The 19703-nt window shown below is 74.6% G+C and carries 18 protein-coding genes; 8 read left to right on the forward strand and 10 right to left on the reverse strand.

What is annotated here, in order from left to right:
- The 6 genes from EAO71_RS32845 to EAO71_RS32870 all read left to right on the forward strand — a co-directional run.
- The coding region (locus EAO71_RS32845) for a chitinase (RefSeq protein WP_222723608.1) at positions 1–957 on the forward strand (957 nt) is incomplete at its 5' end.
- Between the two features lie 174 nt (positions 958–1131).
- The gene (locus tag EAO71_RS32850; RefSeq protein ID WP_410094226.1) at positions 1132–1953 is read left to right on the forward strand and encodes an MraY family glycosyltransferase; all 822 of its coding nucleotides are present in this window, start codon (positions 1132–1134) and stop codon (positions 1951–1953) included.
- Complete coding sequence (locus tag EAO71_RS32855; protein WP_147981477.1) at positions 1950–2714, forward strand: WecB/TagA/CpsF family glycosyltransferase; 765 nt, start codon at positions 1950–1952, stop codon at positions 2712–2714. The genes EAO71_RS32850 and EAO71_RS32855 overlap by 4 nt, the downstream gene beginning before the upstream one ends.
- Positions 2711–3859: a glycosyltransferase family 4 protein gene (locus EAO71_RS32860; protein ID WP_261992462.1), complete on the forward strand. Its 1149-nt coding sequence runs from the start codon at positions 2711–2713 to the stop codon at positions 3857–3859. Before EAO71_RS32855 ends, EAO71_RS32860 begins: the two co-directional genes overlap by 4 nt.
- Positions 3856–4995: a glycosyltransferase family 4 protein gene (locus EAO71_RS32865; RefSeq protein ID WP_261992463.1), complete on the forward strand. Its 1140-nt coding sequence runs from the start codon at positions 3856–3858 to the stop codon at positions 4993–4995. The genes EAO71_RS32860 and EAO71_RS32865 overlap by 4 nt, the downstream gene beginning before the upstream one ends.
- The gene (locus EAO71_RS32870) at positions 4970–6037 is read left to right on the forward strand and encodes an LCP family protein (protein ID WP_147981479.1); all 1068 of its coding nucleotides are present in this window, start codon (positions 4970–4972) and stop codon (positions 6035–6037) included. Before EAO71_RS32865 ends, EAO71_RS32870 begins: the two co-directional genes overlap by 26 nt.
- Before the next feature lie 63 nt (positions 6038–6100).
- On the opposite strand, the gene EAO71_RS32875 is transcribed toward EAO71_RS32870, so the two are convergent.
- From EAO71_RS32875 to EAO71_RS32895, 5 genes are all read right to left on the reverse strand, one after another.
- Positions 6101–7138, reverse strand: coding sequence for a glycosyltransferase family protein (locus EAO71_RS32875; protein ID WP_147981480.1), 1038 nt, complete (start codon positions 7136–7138; stop codon positions 6101–6103).
- Positions 7101–8624, reverse strand: coding sequence for an oligosaccharide flippase family protein (locus EAO71_RS32880; protein WP_187282923.1), 1524 nt, complete (start codon positions 8622–8624; stop codon positions 7101–7103). Before EAO71_RS32880 ends, EAO71_RS32875 begins: the two co-directional genes overlap by 38 nt.
- 97 nt (positions 8625–8721) lie before the next feature.
- Positions 8722–9795, reverse strand: a complete 1074-nt coding sequence (gene gmd, locus EAO71_RS32885) for a GDP-mannose 4,6-dehydratase (protein WP_147981482.1) — start codon at positions 9793–9795, stop codon at positions 8722–8724.
- A gap of 8 nt (positions 9796–9803) precedes the next feature.
- On the reverse strand, positions 9804–11132 hold the full coding sequence (locus EAO71_RS32890; RefSeq protein WP_147981483.1) for an O-antigen ligase family protein: 1329 nt from the start codon (positions 11130–11132) through the stop codon (positions 9804–9806).
- Positions 11129–11953, reverse strand: coding sequence for a glycosyltransferase family 2 protein (locus EAO71_RS32895; protein ID WP_410094223.1), 825 nt, complete (start codon positions 11951–11953; stop codon positions 11129–11131). Before EAO71_RS32895 ends, EAO71_RS32890 begins: the two co-directional genes overlap by 4 nt.
- Before the next feature lie 289 nt (positions 11954–12242).
- Between EAO71_RS32895 and EAO71_RS32900 the strand changes: the two genes are divergently transcribed.
- Both EAO71_RS32900 and EAO71_RS32905 read left to right on the forward strand, forming a co-directional pair.
- Complete coding sequence (locus tag EAO71_RS32900; RefSeq protein WP_187282924.1) at positions 12243–13682, forward strand: tyrosine-protein kinase domain-containing protein; 1440 nt, start codon at positions 12243–12245, stop codon at positions 13680–13682.
- Positions 13679–14281 (forward strand): arsenate reductase/protein-tyrosine-phosphatase family protein, encoded by a 603-nt coding sequence (locus tag EAO71_RS32905; RefSeq protein WP_147981486.1) that lies wholly within the window; start codon positions 13679–13681, stop codon positions 14279–14281. Before EAO71_RS32900 ends, EAO71_RS32905 begins: the two co-directional genes overlap by 4 nt.
- Here EAO71_RS32905 and EAO71_RS32910 read toward each other — a convergent pair.
- The 5 genes from EAO71_RS32910 to EAO71_RS32930 all read right to left on the reverse strand — a co-directional run.
- Entirely contained in the window at positions 14247–15248 is a 1002-nt protein-coding gene (locus EAO71_RS32910; protein ID WP_147981487.1) for a polysaccharide deacetylase family protein, read from the reverse strand. The genes EAO71_RS32905 and EAO71_RS32910 overlap by 35 nt on opposite strands.
- On the reverse strand, positions 15245–16171 hold the full coding sequence (locus EAO71_RS32915; RefSeq protein ID WP_147981488.1) for a class I SAM-dependent methyltransferase: 927 nt from the start codon (positions 16169–16171) through the stop codon (positions 15245–15247). Before EAO71_RS32915 ends, EAO71_RS32910 begins: the two co-directional genes overlap by 4 nt.
- A 164-nt stretch (positions 16172–16335) precedes the next feature.
- The gene (locus EAO71_RS32920; protein ID WP_147981489.1) at positions 16336–17778 is read right to left on the reverse strand and encodes a GH1 family beta-glucosidase; all 1443 of its coding nucleotides are present in this window, start codon (positions 17776–17778) and stop codon (positions 16336–16338) included.
- 59 nt (positions 17779–17837) lie between these two features.
- Positions 17838–18737 (reverse strand): carbohydrate ABC transporter permease, encoded by a 900-nt coding sequence (locus tag EAO71_RS32925; protein WP_147981490.1) that lies wholly within the window; start codon positions 18735–18737, stop codon positions 17838–17840.
- A gap of 4 nt (positions 18738–18741) precedes the next feature.
- Positions 18742–19703, reverse strand: a 962-nt coding sequence (locus tag EAO71_RS32930; RefSeq protein WP_261992464.1) for a carbohydrate ABC transporter permease, incomplete at its 5' end; no start/stop codon positions are given.

Genomic DNA, 19703 nt, shown 5'->3' on the forward strand with positions numbered 1-19703 from the left:
ACCCCGACCAGGACGGCCACCGCGAGCCCGACCCCGACGGCGACCGCGACCGGCACCCCGGGCGCCGCCGCGAAGTACGCGCCGTACGTCGACACCTCGCTCTACCCGGCCTACGACCTGCTCGCCACCGCCGACGCCACCGGCGTGAAGGAGTTCAACCTCGCCTTCATCACCTCCGGCGGGTCCTGCGCGCCGCTGTGGGGCGGCGTCACCGACCTCGCGAGCGACCGGGTCGCCTCCCAGATCGGCGCCCTGCGCGCCAAGGGCGGAGACGTCCGGGTCTCCTTCGGCGGCGCCGCCGGCCACGAGCTGGCCCTGAACTGCTCCGGCTCCGCCGACCTCGCCGCGGCCTACGGCAAGGTCGTCGACCAGTACAAGCTCACCAAGGTCGACTTCGACATCGAGGGCGCGGCCCTGCCGGACACCGCCGCCAACACCCGCCGCTCCCAGGCGATCGCCCAGCTCCAGAAGACCCGTCCCGGTCTGAACGTCTCCTTCACCCTGCCGGTCATGCCCGAGGGGCTGACCCAGCCGGGCGTGGACCTGCTCGCCGACGCCAAGAGGAACGGCGTCCGCATCGACGCCGTCAACATCATGGCGATGGACTACGGGCCGGCCTACAGCGGCGACATGGGCCAGTACGCGATCCAGGCCGCGACCGCCACCCAGGCGCAGATCAAGGGTGTCCTCGGGCTGTCCGAGGCGGCCGCCTGGAAGGCCGTCGCCGTCACCCCGATGATCGGCGTCAACGACGTCACGACGGAGGTCTTCAAGGTCGACGACGCCACCCAGCTGGTCGACTTCGCCAAGTCCAAGGGCATCGGCTGGCTGTCCATGTGGTCCTCGACCCGCGACAAGCAGTGCGCGGCCGGCGCCGTGAACCACGCCGACGCCACCTGCTCCTCGATCCTGCAGCAGCCGCTGGCGTTCACCAAGGCGTTCGGCGCCTACCGGTAGCCACCACCCTCCCCCCACACCGCGCGCCCCGGCCGGAGGTGGGGTGGTCCGGCCGCCCACGACCGGCCCACCCCCCACCTCGGCGGCGTCGCCGTCGCCGTCGGCACGGTCGCCGTCAGCCTGGTCGCCTGGTGGACCGGCGTCCCGCTCGGTTCCGGCACCGGGGCACTCCTCCTGGCCGCCGGAGCCGTCGCCGTCCTCGGTCTCGTCGACGACCTGCGGCCCATGGGCGCCCGCTCCCGGCTCGTCGTCGAGGCGGGAGCGGCGACGCTGGTGGTGCACCACGCCGGGTTCGGGCTCCTCCTGGGGGCACTCGCGGTCGTCTGGATCACCTTCGTCACCAACGCCTTCAACCTGCTGGACAACTCGGACGGCGCGATGGGCACGGTCGGCGCCGTCACCGCCTTCGGGCTGAGCGTCTGCGCGGCGGCGGAGTCGCTGTACGGCCTCGCCCTCGTGCTCTGCGCCCTGGCCGCCGCGCTCGCCGGGTTCCTGATCCACAACTGGTACCCGGCCCGGATCTTCCTCGGCGACTGCGGATCCCTGTTCACCGGATTCGTCCTGTCCTCCGCCGCCGTCCTCGTCCACGACGGCCACGAGCCGCTGACGACCGCCGGATCCGTCTTCGCCCTGTCGGCCGTCGTCGCCGCCGACAGCCTCCTCGTGGTGGTCTCCCGCCGGCGCGCCGGCCGGTCCGTGCTCGTGGGCGGCACCGACCACATCGCCCACCGGCTGCGCCGGCTCGGCCTGACCACACCGGGCGCGGCGGTCCTCCTCGGCGTCGCGTCCTGCGCGGGCGTCGTCGTCGGCCTGCTGCTGCACCGGGGTGTGCTCGGACCGACGGCCGCCCTCTGGGTGGCGGCCGGCGTCCTGGCCGCGGTCCTCGGCCTGCTCCGCGTCCCCGTCTACACCCGGCACGCGCCCCACCCGCGCCTGCCCGGCCGTCCGGCCGCCCCGGGCACCGCCGTCGACATGGCCGGAGGACGAGGAAGATGACCGCGAAGCCCTCCCTGCCCACCGTGCTGTGCGCCGGGATCCCGGTGGCCGCCACGACCCCCGAGACCGCCTCGTCCCACGTCCTCCGGCTGGCCCGGAGCCGTGTCCCCGCCGACGTCCACCTGTGCAACGCCTACACCCTGGCCCTGGCCGACGTCGATCCGGAGCTGCGCCGCGTCCTGCGCGAGGCGCGGCTCAACCTGCCCGACGGACAGGGGGTCGTGTGGGCCAACCGGCTCGCGCACCGCGACCGCGACGTGCCGCGCGTCCGGGTCTACGGACCCGACCTCTTCCTCGACGTCTTCCGCACCGGTCAGGACGCGGACCTCACCCACTACCTCCTCGGATCCACCCGCGAGGTGCTCGACCGCCTCACCGCCGAACTGCTGGCCCGCTTCCCGCGCGCCCGCATCGTCGGTTCGGAGGCCCCGCCCTTCTGCGAGGTCACCGACGAACTGCGCCGGGCACAGGCCGACCGGATCGCCGCCAGCGGCGCCCAGATCGTGTGGGTGGGGCTCGGTACACCGAAGCAGGACCACGAGGCGGCCCGCCTCGCCGCCCTCCACCCCGCCGTCTACGTCGCCGTCGGTGCCGCCTTCGACTTCGTCTCGGGCAACAAGCGGCAGGCCCCGCTCTGGATGCAGCAGCACGGTCTCGAATGGCTGTTCCGGCTGTGCAGCGAGCCGCGCCGGCTGGCCCGCCGCGTGCTCTGGGGCCATCCTCGGTTCGTCTGGGCGGCGTGGAAGGGGGCCCGCGCGTGACCCCCGCCCCGCGCCCGCTGCGCATCGCCGTGGTCCACAGCTTCTACGGAGGCGCGGTCCCCGGCGGCGAGAACACCGTGGCGCTCGACCAGGCCGAGGCGCTTCGCCGGGCCGGCCACGAGGTCCACCTCGTGGCCGCCCGCACCGACGAACTCGCCGCCAGCCCCCTGCACGCGCTGCGCTGCGCCGTCACCGTCGCCGGCGGACCCGGCCGCACCCCGCTCCCCGCGCTGCGTGAGCTCGCCCCCGACGTGGTCCACGTGCACAACCTCTTCCCCAACTTCGGGCGCGCCTGGGCCGCGCGGTGGACCGGCCCGCTCGTCGCCACCCTGCACAACTACCGTCCGCTGTGCGCCTCCGCCGTCCTCTACCGGGACGGCGCGCCGTGCACCCGCTGCCCGGACGGCGACCGCTGGGCGGGGCTGCGCAACGGCTGCTACCGCGGCTCGCGCCTGGCCACCCTCCCCCTGGCCTGGGCCTCCCGGGGCGGCGTGGCCGGCGACCCGCTGCTGCGCCGCGCCGACCGCCTGGTCGTCCTGTCGGACCTGAGCCGTGCGACGTACGGGCGCGCCGGCGTCCCCGCGCCCCGGATGGCGCTCATCCCCAACTTCGTCCCGGCACCGGCCACCACCACGGCGCCGGCGGTCCCCGCCTGGGTCTACGTCGGCCGGCTCAGCGAGGAGAAGGGCATCCTCGAACTGCTGCGCCGCTGGCCCGCCGGCGTACGGCTCGACGTCATCGGCAACGGACCGCTGGAGAAGGACTGCCACGCCGCCGCACCCGCCGCCGTGCGCTTCCTCGGAGCCCTGGACCGGAACGCCCTGCGGGCGCTGCTCCCCGGCTACCACGGCGCCGTCTTCACCAGCCGCTGCTACGAGGGCGCCGTGCCCCTCGTGTACGTCGAGGCCCTCGCCGCGGGCCTGCCCGTGCTCGCCTTCGAGGGGTCCTCGGTCCCGTCGGCGGTCCGGTCCGAGGGCACCGGGGCCGTCACCTCCTGGGACGCCCCGCTCACCGACGCGCTGCACGCCGCGGACCGGATCTTCCCCGCGCTGCGCGAGCACTGCCGCGCGGTCTACACCCGCCAGTACGGCGAACGGGCCTGGACCGCGCGCATGGTGGGCCTCTACCGCGAGCTCATCGCATGACCGCGCCCCGGGTGGGTCTGGTCGTGCCCTACCTCACCGCCTACCGGCTGCCCTTCTTCACCCGCCTGCGCGACGAACTCGACGCCCGCGGCATCGAGCTGACCGTCGCCCACGGACAGCCGACCGGCCTGTCCGCCGCCCGCCGCGACACCGTCGCCCTGCCCGGCGCGGTCGAACTGCGCCAGCGCGCCCGGCGCGTCGCGGGCCGCGACCTGGTCTGGCTCGGGGTCGGCGCCCTCGCCCGCACCAGCGACGCCCTCGTGCTTCCCCAGTCGATGCACCACCTGCACACCTACCCGCTGCTCGCCGCCCGCCGGCCCCGGATCGGCCTCTGGGGCCACGGGCGCACCCACGTCTCGGCGCACGGGCCGGCCGCCCGGCGCGTCAAGGAGGCCCTGACCCGGCGCGCCGACTGGTTCTTCGCCTACACCGAGGCGGGCGGCGCGTACGCGGTCGAGGCCGGGCTGCCCCGGCAGCGCGTCACCGTCGTCCACAACGCGCTCGACACCACGTCGCTCGCGACCGCACGCGCCGCCGTGGGCGAGGCCGAACGGCGGTCCCTGCGTGAGCGCCACGGCCTCACCCCGGGCCGTACCGCCCTCTACGTCGGCGGCCTCGACGCCCTCAAACGCATCCCCTTCCTCCTCGACGCCGCGGCCCGCGTCGCCCGCCGGCTGCCCGGCTTCCGGCTCGTCGTCGCCGGCGACGGCGCCCACCGGCCGCTGGTCCTGGCCGCCCAGGCGGCCGGGGGACCCGTCGTGTACGTCGGACCTGTCGGCGACCGCGACAAGGCCCGGCTGGGTGCCGTCTGCGACGTCCTCCTCGTGCCGGGCGCCGTCGGACTGTGCGCCGTGGACTCCTTCGCCCTGGAGACCCCCGTGATCACCTGCCCGTGGCCCTACCACGGGCCCGAGTTCGAGTACCTGGACAGCGGACGCAACGCGCTCGTCGCCCCCGACGACCCGACGGCGTACGCGGCGGCCGTCACCGGACTCCTCCGCACACCGCGCGAACTCGACCGGCTGCGGAGTGCCTGCCAGGCGGACGCCGGGCGCTACACGGTCGAGGGAATGGCCGCCCGGTTCGCCCACGGCGTGGAAGGTCTCATCCATGGCACGACGCACGGCACACCCTGACCGACCGGCCGAGGCCCGCCCGGCACCCCCGACGCGCACGCGCCGGTTGCTCCTGCTCGCCGGGCTGGGACTGGCCCTGCTGCTCGTGGCGACGGCCGCGGCCGCCTCGGTGCTCTACGTCCGCCTCGACGGCAACATCCGTACCGACGACGCCGCGGCCCGGGCGCTGGCCGCCGACCAGGCGGCCCGACCCCGGTCGCTGGCCCCCCGGGCCCAGAACATCCTGCTGCTCGGCTCCGACCTGGAGACGGTCAAGGACAGCGAGCGCAGCGACACGACGATCCTGCTGCACCTGTCCGCGGACCGGAAGAGCGCCGCCGCCGTGAGCGTGCCGCGCGACCTCATGGTGCAGATCCCCCGCTGCCTCCGGTCGGACGGGAGCCGCAGCCGCGCCCAGTACGCCCAGTTCAACTGGGCCTTCCAGTTCGGCGGCGCGGCCTGCGCGATCCGTACCTTCGAGGACTTCAGCGGCATCCGGATCGACCACCACCTCGTCGTCAGCTTCACCGGATTCCAGGAGGTCGTCGACGCGGTCGGCGGTGTGGAGGTGGAGATCACCGAGCCGGTCAGCGAACCGGAGTACGGCATCACGCTCCAGCCCGGGCACCGGCTCGTGAAGGGCAAGGAGGCGCTGACGTTCGTACGGACCCGTGTCGGGGTCAGCGACGGCAGCGACCTCCAGCGCATCGAGCGGCAGAAGCAGTTCGTCCGCTCGCTGTTCGACAAGCTCCGCGACGCCGGCACCCTGGCCAGCCCCACCCGGCTCTGGCCGCTGCTCGACGCCGCCACCTCGGCGCTGACCGCCGACCCCGGGCTCGAATCCCCCGGCGAGCTGTACGGACTGATGCACAGCGCCGGCCGGATCCCCTCCGACCGGGTGCGGATCGTGACCCTCCCCTGTGTGGAGGACCCCGACCGCTGGGGCAACTACCAGATGGTCGACGGACAGGGGCCGGCCCTGCTCAAGGCGCTCCGCGAGGACCGGCCGCTGCCCGAACACCTCTACAACGCCTACCGCCCGGACGGCCGGCCCAAGACCTGACCCCGGCCACCGAGGGCGGCCCGGGCGGTCGTCGCGGGTCAGGGACGACCGCCCGGGCAGGACCTACCCCACGCCGAGCGAGGCGATCGCCGGCCACGGACCCGACCGGGGCGCGGGCACCGGCAGCCGCCCGGCGAGCATGTGCCGCAGCGCGTGCAGCTCCGTCAGATGGGCACGGGCCCACGCACCGCCCCTGGCCCCGGCGGCCAGGAGACCGCCGGGGTCCGTCCCGAGCAGCTCCCGTACCCGTTCCGCGCCCTCGCGCGGGGTGTCCGCCAGATGCAGCCCGTTCTCCGGTCCCGGCAGCCAGTCCAGATCCGGCTGGCGGGAGGTGACGTGCACCCGGCCCGCGCTGAGCGCGATGGGCAGCCGGTCGGAGAAGTAGCCCGCATGCCCCCGGTAGCGGTCCCAGCCCACGGTGATCAGCGCCCGCCGCATCACGGCCAGCTGGTCGTCGTACGGCACCGGGCCGCGGGCGTGCGGACCGCGCCAGCCGCGCCCGTAGATCGACAGCTCGCACCCCGGGACGCGGGCCAGCGCGCGGGCCAGGCGGCCGCGTTGACCGTCGTCCGCGATCAGTGCGACACCGCAGAACGTGAGGCGCGAACCCACCAGGGCGACCCCGCGGGGGGCGTTCCCCGGATCGGGACTCTCCGCGAAGCAGAGCGGCGTCACGTGCGGCACGTAGCGCACCTCACGGCCGCAGGCCCGCCGCAACAGCTCCGCCTGCGCGCCGAGCGCCACGCTGAACACGACGTCGGCGTGCCGCAGCCAGGCCAGGTTCCGTGCCTTCAGCCGCTTGCGCCCGCCCCAGGCGTCGCCCTCCCACACGACGACCGGCGGCGACCCGAGGCCGCGCAGCAGCCCGGCCACCTCCCGTTCCGTCCAGGGGTGCGGCTGCGGCGACTGGACGAAGACCAGGTCCGGCCGCTCCCCGGCGGCCAGCCCCGCCACCCGGTCCGGTGTCGCGGCCGGGGCGATCCACTCGTGCCGCAGCACGTCCCGGACGGTCAGCTCGTGGAAGGCGCGCAGGAACCCGTAGTCGGGGCTGACGGGCGGGTGTTCATTGCTGACGTGCAGGACGAGGGGCGGACCGGCCACGGGATCTCCAGGGGGACGGGCGGGGGAGCAGACCGTGGCGGACGGCCACGGCGTACAGCGGAAGCCGGGCGCGCAGCGGCGCCGCGCACACCAGCACGGCGAGCACCGCCGCGCAGCCCAGCAGCAGCCGGTGCGCAGGGGAGCCGCCGGCCGCCGCGCCCAGGTGCCCGGCCAGGGCCAGCAGCCCGCCGGCCGCGAGGTGGACGGCGTGGACCCGCAGCAGCGGACCCGGGGCGACGACCCCGTGCGCCCGCCAGCGGAGCAGCTGCGCCGTGTGGCCCGCGAGGGGACCGGCGAGGGTCGCGGCGGCCAGCAGCGGGAGCGAGTCCCGCGCGACGACCGCGGCCAGTGCGACGGCGATCGCCGCGGCGGCCCAGGCCTGGCAGACGAGCAGCGAACGCCGGTCGTCCCGAGCCTGGTTGACGTTGTCGCCGACGAGTACGACCAACGCCACCGCCGACCCGGCGGACAGCAGCGGCACCAGCCGGGAGGCCACGCCCCAGCCCGGGCCGAGCAGCACGTCCAGCGCCGCCGGACCCAGGCCGGCGAGCACCCCGAAGCCGACGAAGCCGATCGCGGAAGCCAGGCAGAGCACGTCGGACACGGCCTGCCGGGACCGCCCGCGGTCGGCGGCGAGGACCGGCGTCGCGGCCTGGCCGATGCCCTGCGCGAGCACCGTCAGCGGCAGGGCGGTGAACAGTGTCGCGCGGGAGTGGTACCCGGCGGCCGAGGCACCGAGGCGCCCGGCCAGCCAGAGCGGGGCGTTGTTGCACAGGTACTGGGAGAGGCTGAAGGCGCTGAAGAAGCCCGACGCGTCGACGAGGCCGCGCGCTCGCGGCCGTTCCCCGTCCGGCAGGTCCTGGCGCCGCAGCAACCGGAGCGCGCCGGCCAGCAGGACGGCCGTGCCCAGCGGCGCGGGGACGGCGAGGGCGAACGGAGCCCATTCGGCAGCGAGCAGCACGAGAGCGGTGGCGGCGCCGACGGCGTTCCCGGCGAGTTCGAGCCGGACGACCTGCGCCGTGCGCCCGCAGCGGCGCAGGGCCGCCGTGGCCGCGAGGGCCGCGGGCAGCACCAGGAACTGGAGGCCGATCAACCGCAGCAGCGGGGCCACGTCCGGCATGTCCCAGAGCGCGGTCACCACGGGGGTGACCGCCTGCGTGGCCAGACAGCACAGCACCCCGCTGACCGCGCCGATGCGCAGGACCAGCGTGATCAGCTGCCGGGTGAGCCGCTCGGCGGTGAGCAGGCAGGTGGCGACGCCCCCGTTGGCGAAGTACCCGAGGACGCCGGACACGGCGACCGCCGTCGCGAACGCCCCGAACGCGGCGGGCGACACGATGCGCGCGGTGCAGGCGGTGTACGCGAGCTGCAGCACGATCGTGGCCGCGGAGCCCGCGTAGTTCCACAGCAGCCCGCGCAGCGCGTGACGGGCGCGGCCGTCCGGCGGTTCCGCCGCGGGGGTCGCGGCGGCCTCCCCGGGGTTCACGCTGCGCCGGGAAGGGAGGCCGTCCGGCGGTGCCGCGTCGCCGGMGCCGGGCCGGGCGCCGGGGTCGCGCGCCGGACCCGCCGGCCGTCGGACGGTGTCACCGGGGCGGGACCGGCAGTCCCGCGCCGTACGGCGCCGACGGCACCGGGTGCGCCGTGCCACCGGACGTCACGGCCGGGCCCGGCACCGGAGCGGTCTCCCTGCCGAGCTCCGCGTCGACCATGATCCTGGCGAGCTCCGGGGTGTGGACCGAAGCGCGCCAGCCGAGCAGCCGTTCCGCCTTCGAGGCGTCGCCGATCAGGTCCGGCACCTCCGTGGGGCGCAGGTAGCGCTCGTCGAAACGGACGTGGCGCTCCCAGTCGAGCCCCGCGTGCTCGAAGCACAGGGTGAGGAAGTCGAGCACGCTGTGGCTGGTGCCGGTGGCCACCACGTAGTCGTCGGGCTCGTCGGCCTGGAGCATCCGCCACATCGCGTCCACGTACTCCGGCGCGTAGCCCCAGTCGCGGCGCGCCTCCAGGTTGCCGAGGTGCAGCTCGCGCTGCTCGCCGCGGGCGATACGCGCCGCGGCCGTCGCGATCTTCCGCGTCACGAAGGTCTCGCCGCGCCGGGGGGACTCGTGGTTGAACAGGATCCCGTTGACGGCGTGCAGACCGTACGCCTCGCGGTAGTTGCGGGTGATCCAGTACGCGTACACCTTGGCGCAGGCGTAGGGCGAGCGAGGGTGGAAGGGGGTGGTCTCCGACTGCGGGGCCGGCGAGACGCCGTACATCTCCGAGCTGGACGCCTGGTAGAAGCGGCAGGGCAGCCCCGTCATCCTGATCGCCTCCAGGAGCCGGGTGGTGCCGAGGCCCGTCGTGGAGCCGGTGAACTCGGGCTCGTCGAAGGAGACGCGGACATGCGACTGCGCGGCCAGGTGGTAGACCTCGTCGGGCTGGATCCGCTCCAGCAGGGTGCTGACGCGGGTGCCGTCGGCGAGGTCGCCGTAGTGCAGCCGCAGCCGGGTGTCGGGCTCGTGCGGGTCCTGGTAGAGGTGGTCGATCCGGCCGGTGGAGAAGGACGAGGAGCGGCGGATGAGGCCGTGCACCAGATAGCCCTTCGAGAGCAGGAGTTCGGCGAGATACGAGCCGTCCTGCCCGGTGATTCCTGTGATCAGTGCAACCTTGGTCGGCATGGGTCACCTCAGCTGTGCGGTACGGGGAGGGCGGGGAGGGGCCTGGGCACGGCGGTCGCGGACGCCGGAACCGGCTGCGCGGGGTCCGGCTGCGCGGGGTCCGGCCCGCCCCGGAGGGCGAGGGCGCAGAGCACGCCGACGACGAGACCCTGTTCGGGAAAGAACTGGTAGGTCATGGCGAAGACGAGCTGCCCGCAGGCGAGCGTGACCAGCGGACGGGATGCGGGGCCCGGCCGGCGCAGCACGCCGCGCACGGCGGTCGCGTACAGGGCGACGAAGGCGAGCACGCCCGGCACGCCGATCCGCAGGAGCAGGTGGAGGTAGTAGTTGTGCGGTGAGACGCCCACGAGTGCGCCGTCGAGGAGGCGCTCGAATCCGGAGCCGAAGGGGCGTCCGGTGAGCCATTCGCCGGGACCGTCGAGCGTGCCGAGCAGCTCGTACCAGCCCGCCGTGCGCCAGCTGAGGGTGCCGCTGTCGGAGGCGGAGACGGCCAGGTCGGTGCCGTAACGCCCGAGGAGGCCGGTCGTGACGGCGTACAGCCCGGTGCAGAGGCCGGCCGCCGCGAGCCAGAGCCGCAGCCCGCGCCGGCCCGCCCGCGCCGGCCCGCCGCCCGTGCACAGCCAGCAGGCCAGCATCACGGCGGTCACCAGCCACACCGTCCGGTGCTGCAGCAGGACCACCGTGAGCAGCAGGGGAGCCGTGAGCAGATGGCGACGGGCGCCGAGCCGGGTGGTGTACAGCAGGATCACGGCGGCCTGGGCGATGACCAGCGCCTCCGGCGCCGACAGCGCCCGGGACTCGCTCGGTACGCCGTCGATCACGACCTGTCCGACGGCCGAGCCGATGCCGTGCCGCGCCCACCAGGCCGCGGCCCGCAGCATCTCGACGCAGGCCGCGGCCACCCAGACCACGCAGAGCCGTCGTACCAGCCGCTCGTCGAAGCCCGACGAGATGCCGTACAGGGCGAGTCCGAAGACGTAGAGGAAGGGCACGCGCAGGTCGTTGCCCGCGGCCTGCGGTCCGAACAGGGCGGCCCCGGTCAGGAACGAGAAGGCGGTCAGCAGCAGGATGAAGCCGAGGAGCAGCAGCACGAGGTGGGGACGTGGCGGATGGCGTACGAGGCGGACCGCCGTCGCCGCCAGCGCGCAGCACACCAGCAGATCCTGCGGGGTGAGGCTGACGCCCAGGTGGACGACCGTCGTGGAGTGGGCCGCGGGCCACATCCCGGCCCCCAGCAGGATCGCGACGCCGGTGGCGGGAGCCCGGACGAAGAGCACGGTGAGCGCGCCGAGGACGAGCAGCCCCGTGCCCGCGAAGAGGAGGAGGCTCGGAGTCACCGCGCCGCCGCCGCGCGCAGGACGGTCCGCAGGTAGGGCGAGACCATCAGCAGGGGGGCCCAGGGCCAGGTGTGCCGCAGGCAGTAGGTCCACCACTGGCGGGGCGGCAGTTCGCGCTGCGAGGTGACCCGGCGCAGGGCCGCGCGCACCCCGATGCCGGGCTCACGGGACCCGGTGAGCGGCGGATTGGACTCGCACAGGCCGACGTGCCGCGGCGCCACGTACAGGCGGACGCCCGCCCTGCGGGCCCGGAAGCCGTGGTCGTAGTCGCCCATGCCGTGCGGGAAGACGCGGTCGACGTCCCCGACCCGCTCACGCACCGCGCGGGGGAGCAGGACGACGTTGCCGTTGTACGTGTCGCAGGGCTCGGGCCGCCCGGTCGGCTCCACGACGTCCAGGGCGAGGCCGCGGCCTCGGCTGCGGCGCCCCGAGTACGTCGTGCGCGCGGTCGCGCGGGACCGGACCGCGCCGACGACCACCGCGTCCTCGCCGACCTCCTCGGCGGTGCCGAGAAGCACCGCCAGCGCGTCCTCGGCGAGCTCGACGTCGTCGTTGAGCCAGAGCTGGTGCGTCCACGGGGTCTCGCCTTCGGCGCAGCTGTCCCCGGCGGCGATGCGGGTGCCCGCGCCCCAGAAGACGTCCGTTCCGACGACGCGCAGCCGGACCCCGGGGTGCAGGCGCCGGACCGCCTCGGGCGTGCCGTCCGAACTGCCCGCGTCGACCAGGTGGGTGCGCAGCTCGGTCCCGGCGGGCAGGTCGCGCTGGCGCTCCAGCGCGGCGAGCGCCGACAGCGTCTTGGTGCACCGGTTGTGACTGGTCATCAGGACGGCTACACGGGGTGCTGACGACATGCGGCCCCTCGGATCGACCGGAGCGGATGGATGCCGCCCCAGTGTTGGGCAGCGGACCCGGCGAATCGCCGGGCCACGCGCACGCGGACGCCGCCGACCGCCCGCTTGGCCGTACCCGCCGCGGCCGGCGGCGCGCGCACGGATGAACGCACGGCACCGCTGCCCGGTACGCCCCGGATCACATGTCTATGCTCTGCACGCACTTATGGGTAAACGGGAAAAGTCGGGCCTACGGCCCGACCTGGCTGAGGGGTGTTCCTTGGATCTCCGCGCTTTCCTGACGGTCGTGGTCCGGCGCTGGCCGGCCTGCGCCGCGTGCCTGCTGCTCGGAGCCCTCGCGGCCTGGGGGGTCAACACGCTGTCCACCCCCGTCTACGAGGCCCGCACACAGCTGTTCGTCGCCACCCACACGGGATCCGACACCATGCAGCTCAACCAGGGGCAGAGCTTCTCGCAGGCCCGGGTGCTGTCCTACGCCAACATCGTGAACACCCGTCAGGTGACCGCGCCGGTGGTCAAGGAGCTGCGCCTGCCCACCACGCCGGAGGAACTCGCCGGACGGATCCGGGCCGAGGCGCCCGTCAACACCGTCCTCATCGACATCACGGTCTCCGACACCGACCCGCGACGGGCCGCCCGCACCGCGAACGCGGTCGCCGTCCGCTTCGGCCGGGTCGTCGAGCGCCTGGAGACGCCGCGCGCGGTGATCGCCACCGGCGGGGAGACCGCCGCACCCATGTCCCCGGTGACCCTCGGGGTGACCCAGGAAGCGGCCGTCCCCACCGTCCCCGTCTCGCCGCGTCCGCTGCTCAACCTCCTCGTCGGCCTCCTCGGCGGACTCCTCCTCGGTGTCGCCCTCGCCGCGCTCAGGGAGACCCTCGACACCACCGTCAAGACCGCGGACGCCCTGGGCGAACTGACCGCGCTCCCGGCGCTGGCCACGATCCCCTACGACTCCGACGCCCCGGACCAGCCGGTCACCGTCGGCGAGGCGTCCCACTCGCCGCGCGCCGAGGCGTTCCGCAGGCTGCGCACCAACCTCCAGTTCGCCCAGGTCGGCGAGCGGCCCCGGATCATCTCCGTCACCAGCTCCCTGCCCGGCGAGGGCAAGACGAACACGGCGGCCAACCTCGCCGTCTCCCTGGCCCGCGCCGGCATCTCCACCTGCCTCGTCGACGCCGACCTGCGCAAGCCGTGCGTGGCCCGCACCTTCGGACTCGTCCAGGACGCCGGACTCACCAACGTCCTCATCGGACAGGCCACGGCCGCCGACGTGATGCAGCAGGGCCCGGCCGGGCTCGCCGTGCTGGCCGGCGGACCCATGCCGCCGAACCCCACCGAACTGCTCTCCTCCGGGCGGATGGGCGAGGTCCTGCGGGAACTCGCCGCCGCCTACGAGATCGTCGTCGTCGACACCGCGCCGCTGCTGCCCGTCGCGGACACCGTCGGCCTGGCCCCGCTCACCGACGGCACCCTGCTCGTCGTCCGGGCGGGCAAGACCTCCCGCGAGCAGGTCCGCGCCGCCGTGGACGCCCTCAGGAACGTCGGCGCCCGCACCCTGGGCACCGTCTTCAGCATGGCCGAGGCCACCAAGGGCGGGTACGGCTCGTACGGCACCTACGGCGAACTCCCCGCGCCGCGGCCCGAGGCACGGCGCCGCGACGCGCAGGACCCGCAGGACACCGGGGCGCGCGGATGACGGGCGAGCCGGGGCCGGACACCACGGTCCTCTTCGTCTGCACGGGCAACACCTACCGCTCCCCGCRCGCCGAACGCCTCCTCGCCGCCCGACTCGGCCCGGACAGCCCGGTCCGGGTCTCCAGCGCCGGGACCCGCGCCGCCGCCGGCGACCGGATGGACCCCGCCACCCGGTCCGTCCTGACGGAACTGGGCGTCACCGGAACGGGGTTCCGGCCCAGACCCCTCACCACCGAGATGGTCACGCGCGCCTCGCTGGTCCTCGGCATGGAAGGCGAGCACCGGGAGGCGGCGGTGCGCCTGGTCCCGCTGGCCCTGCGCCGCTGCTTCACCCTGCGGGAGTTCGTCCGCCTCGCCGAGGGCCACCGCCCGGAGGGAAGCGACCCCGGCCCCGGCCGCGCGGACGTGCCGGACCTCGTGGCGCGCGCCGCCGCACGGCGCGGAACGGTGGCCCCGCCCGGACCGGGAGCCGACGCGGTCCCCGATCCGTGCGGCGAGCCGTACGACGTGCTGCGCCGCTGCGCCGAGGACATCGACGCGCTGGCCGTGCGGCTCGCCGCCCTGCTCAGCGCCGTCCGCGCACCTGCCGCACGGCTCTGAGCACACCGAGGCCGGTCCGGTACACGGCGGGCTGGAGCCCGGACAGCACCGTCGCGAAGCGGTCCGGCGAGGTGCGGGTCGACACCCGCAGCCGGCTGATCCGCAGCGGGRGCTGGGAGGCCGGGTCGCTCAGGGCGTGGTCGTAGAGGAAACCGGACCGGTAGCCCAGCGCCCGCAGCGCGGTGTCGGCGCGGGTGTCGAAGTCGCCGTTGGGATAGGCGAAGGCGGTCGGCGGGTGCCCCAGATGGTCCGTCAGAAGGCGGTGCGCCGTGCCGACCTCGGTCCGCACGGTGGCGTCGTCGCAGCGGTCGAGGCAGGGATGCGTCAGGGTGTGGCTGCCGATCACGACACCGCCGGCCTCCAGCGCCCGCAGGTCGGCCGCGGTGAGCTGCCGGCCCCGGGGCGCCGGCACCGCCGCCGTGTCCCGCAGCTCGGCGAGGGCCGCCCGCCGCCGGGCGTCGGGCAGCCGCTTGAGGGCGTAGGCCGCRGCCGCCGGTGTGAGACCCGCCGGGAGCCCGCGGCAGCCGCCGCCGTGCGCGAGCAGATGCGCCGCCTCGTCCCACCAGAAGGGCTCGTCGGTGCCGACGAGCCCGGCGATGACGAAGCAGACGGCGGGGATGCCCCGTTCGGCCAGCAGCGGGAGCCCGTGCTCCAGCACGGACGGATCGCCGWCGTCGAAGGTGACCAGCACGCTGCGGGGCGGCAGCGGCACGCCCTCGCGCACCGCGGCCTCGACGTCGGCGAGCGAGACGGGCCGGGCGGTCCCGGCCAGCCGGTCGAGCTGCCCGGCGAAGGCGACCGGATCCTCGACACCGTGGTAGCCGAGGACGGCGAGCCGGCCGGCGGCGCGGTTCCCGAACCACCGCTGGACGGGGGAGCGGTGCAGCGCGCGGTCGAGGCCGTGCCATCGCTCGTACCGCTCGTACCACGCCGTGCGGCGGCCGACGTCCACGGCGGCCCGGCTCATGCCGCGCCTCCGGCGGGCGCGGCGTGCGGGGCGTGCCCGGCGTCCCCGGTGGCTCCGCCGCGCGCGCCCGTGGACATGCCCTGTCCGGCGCCCGGGAAGGAGGCGCCGTACCCCTCCCCGGGGTGCCAGTGCTCGGCCGGATCCTCGCGGAAGTGCAGGAACGCCCGGTGCTCGCGTTCCGACCAGGACGCCAGCGAGCCCAGGAAGTGGCTGGTCGTCGACAGGACCACCGCACGGTCGGTCAGCGCGGGCAGCGCCGCCTCCAGCTCCGCGGTCTCGTGCCGCGCGTCGACGTACGTGTCCAGGGCCAGCAGGTCGATCCCGCCCTTGCGGACGCGTGCGCTGCCGAGCGCGGCGACCGAGTCGTCCACGACCCGGTCGACGACGGCGGCGTAGGGACCCCGCCGGATCAGCTCACCCGACTGCGGATCGAAGTCCACGGCCGTCAGCCCGCCGTGGCCGTTGCGCAGCAGCGCCGCGGCGATCAGACAGCTGGTGATGCCGCGGTGCACCCCGGCCTCCACCACGTGGTCGGGCCGCAGTGCCCGCACCACCGCGTACGCGGCGGCGCGGCGCGCGTAACGCACCAGGTGGTCGCAGGTCCGGCGCCGCGGGCCGGTGGCGAGCACCTCCCGCATGTGGGCCCGCAGCGCGGTGTCGGCCTCGACCTCGTCGAGGTACTCCCGCAGCTCCGCGACCGGCCGTCCCGTGACGGTGGCCGTGAACCAGGCGAGGTGCTCGCGGTTGACCGCGGTGAGGTCGTAGGTGAAGCAGGCGTTCTCCCGGGACCGCACCAGCCAGCTCCCCGAGCGCCGCAGGACGGACGCGTTGTGGCGGGCGACGGTGGCGAACCGCAGGGGCAGGGCGGCGACGGGAGCCAGCGGACTGGCGGCCAGCCGTCGTGACAGCGAAGTGGGTTGCACCGGCCCACCGTAGGGCGGAGCCCTCGCGCGGTACGGGGGGAAATGCCCGCCCGGCCCGTCACGTCACCCGACTGGCGAAGCACTGCCGTGCCGGCCCCCGCCCCGGCACGGCAGGGGGCGGGCACCCCGCCGGGTGCCCGCCCCCTGCCGTCGGGTGCCTCCGCTCACGCGTCGCCGGGGGCGCGCAGCTCGCCCGACCGGGCCACCCCGGCGTACCAGAGGGCACTCGACTTGGGCGTGCGCTCCAGGGTGTCGTAGTCGACGTGGACCGCGCCGAACCGCTTGGCGTAGCCGTAGGCCCACTCGAAGTTGTCGAGCAGCGACCAGAGGAAGTAGCCCCGCACGTCGACCCCGTCGGCGATCGCGCGGTGCACCGCGTCCAGGTGCGCGTGGACGTACGCGGCGCGCTCGGGATCGTGGACGGTGCCGTCGGGGCCGACCTCGTCCTCGTAGGCGGCGCCGTTCTCGCTGATCACCAGCGGCAGACCGGGGTAGCGGTCCGCCGTGCGCCTCAGCAGGTCGTACAGGGCGCTCGCGTCGACCGGCCAGCCCATCGCCGTGCGCTCGCCCGGCGCCCGGTGGAAGGCGACGTCGTCCGCGCCCGGCCACGGCGAGTGCTCGCTGTTGCCGTGGCCGTCGTCCTGCGGCTTCTCGTCGCCCTGCGCGACCCGCGAGACGACCGTCGGGGCGTAGTAGTTGATCGCCAGCAGGTCCAGCGGCTGGTGCGCGGTCGCGGTGTCACCGTCCCGGACGAAGGACCAGTCGGTCAGGTGCGCCGTGTCCGCGAGCAGGTCCTCGGGGTAGGCGCCCTCCAGCATGGGGCCGAGCCACACCCGGTTGCCGACGGCGTCGATCCGCCGGGCCGCCTCCATGTCCTCGGCCGAGGGGGTGAGCGGACGGATCTCGTGCAGGTTGAGGGAGACCGAGAGCTGACTGCCCTCGGGCAGCGCGGACCGCAGCGCCTGGACGGCGAGGCCGTGGCCGAGGTTCAGGTGGTGCGCCGCCCGCAGCGCGGAGACCGGGTTCGTCCGGCCCGGCGCGTGGACGCCCGAGCCGTAGCCGAGGAAGGCGCTGCACCAGGGCTCGTTGAGGGTCGTCCAGCGCTTCACCCGGTCACCGAGGGCGTCGGCCACCAGGGCCGCGTAGTCGCCGAAGCGCTCGGCGGTGGCGCGCTCGGGCCAGCCGCCCGCGTCCTCCAGCTCCTGGGGCAGGTCCCAGTGGTACAGGGTCAGGGCCGGCTCGATGCCGGCGGCGAGCAGCTCGTCGACCAGCCGGCGGTAGAAGTCCAGGCCCTTCTGCACGGCCGGGCCGCGGCCGGTGGGCTGCACCCGCGACCAGGAGACGGAGAACCGGTAGGCGTTCAGGCCGAGGTCGGCCATCAGCCGGACGTCGTCCCGGAACCGGTGGTAGTGGTCGACGGCCACGTCGCCGGTGTGGCCCTCGAAGACCTTGCCCGGGGTGTGCGAGAAGGTGTCCCAGATGGACGGCGTCCGGCCGTCCTCGCGGGCGGCGCCCTCGATCTGGTAGGCGGCGGTGGCCGAGCCCCAGAGGAAGTCGGCGGGGAAGGAACGGGTGGCGGTGAGCGGCCGGGTCTCGGACGCGGTCATAGGAGAGCGCTCCCAACGCGAAGATGCGGATGCGGTACGGACAGGGGGGAAGGGGCCGGTCAGCTCTTGACGGCGCCGGCGGTGATGCCGCCCACGATGTGCTTGCCGAGCACGGCGAAGACCAGCAGCAGCGGCAGCGTGGATATCAGCGCGCCGGTCAGCACGATCGCCTGGTCGACGGAGTGGTTGCCCGCCCCGAGACCGGCCAGGGCCACCTGGAGCGTCGGGCTGCCGTCCGGGGTCAGCGCGATGAACGGCCAGAAGAAGTCGTTCCACGCCTGGACGAAGACGAGCATGCCGAGCACCGCCATCGCGGGCCTCGCCACCGGGAACACCACGTGCCAGATGATCCGCAGGCTGTGCGCGCCGTCCATCCGGGCGGCCTCGACCAGCTCCACGGGCAGCGCCTCGATCAGGAACTGCCGCATGAAGAACACGCCGAAGGCGGCGACCAGGGACGGCAGGACGACCGACTGGAGCTGGTCGACCCAGCCGAGGTCGGTGATGATCTGGTACAGCGGGATCACGCTGAGCTGCGGCGGGATCGTCATCGTCGCGACGACCAGCGCCAGCAGCGCGCCCCGCCCCCTGAAGGGCAGCTTGGCGAAGGCGAAGCCGGCCAGGGTCGAGAACAGGACCGTGGACACGGCGACGAGACTCGCGACGATCGTCGTGTTGACCAGCGCCTCGCCCATGTCGACCTGGTTCCAGGCGAAGGTGAGGTTGTCGAGGAGCCGCGGTCCGGGCAGCAGCGGGGCCGGGGGCGAGACCACGCGCTCGCCCGAGTGGGAGGCGGCGACGAGGTTCCAGTACAGCGGGAAGAGCGAGATCAGGGCGGCGATGCCGAGCAGCACGTACGTCAGCGGTCCTGCGTGGTGCTGGCGGCCGGCCGCCGAACGGCGCCTGCCGCGCCTCGTGCGGCCGTCGGCGGCGCGCTTCGCGTCGAGGGTGTGGGTCATGAGGTCAGGCCCCCAGCTTCTTGCGGTTCGCCCGGCCGACGAGCGCCTGGACCGCTCCGATCAGCAGCAGGAGCAGCAGCATCACCCAGGCGATCGCGGACGCCTGGCCCAGCGCGCCGGTCACCCAGCCCTTCTCGTACATCAGCAGGCTCAGGGTCTGGTACTGGTTGCCGCTGCCGCCGCTGATGCCGACGCTGCCGCCGAAGATCATCGGCTCGCCGAAGAGCTGGGTGGCGCCGATGGTGGAGACGATGACGGTGAACAGGATCGTCGGACGGATCGACGGGATGGTGACGCTGAGGAACTGGCGCCAGCGCGAGGCACCGTCCAGCGCCGCGGCCTCGTACAGGTCCTGCGGCACGGCCTGCATCGCGGCCAGGTAGATGAGCGCGTTGTAGCCGGTCCAGCGCCAGGTCACGATCGCCGAGATGGCGATCTGCGACGGCCACTTGGACGACTCCCAGGAGACCGGGTCGAAGCCGACCCAGCCCAGGACCGTGTTGATCAGGCCGTAGTCGGTGTTGAACAGCTGGGCGAAGACCAGCGTGGCCGCCGCGATCGAGGTCGCGTACGGGGCCAGGYCCGCGACCCGGAAGAACCCGCGGCCGCGCAGCTTGTAGTTGAGCAGGTGGGCCAGGCCCAGCGCCATCATGAGCTGCGGGACGGTGGAGATCACGCCGATGGTGAAGGTGTTGGCGAGCGCGTTCCAGAAGAACTCGCTGGTCGCCAGCGAGCTGTAGTTCTCCAGCCCCCGCCACTCGGCGGTGCCGCCGAGCTCGACCCGGTTGAGCGAGAGCCAGCCCGTGTAGATCAGCGGGAAGAGGCCGAAGGCCGCGAAGGTGAGGAAGAYGGGGGCGACGAAGACGTACGGGATCGCCTTCAGGTCCCAGCGGTAGAGCGTGCTGCGCCAGCCGGCCCGGCCGGCCGCGTGCGCGCGGGGCCCGGGGGAGGAGGGCGGGGGTGCGA

Source organism: Streptomyces sp. MS191, from assembly GCF_008042125.1.
Taxonomy (GTDB): Bacteria; Actinomycetota; Actinomycetes; order Streptomycetales; family Streptomycetaceae; genus Streptomyces.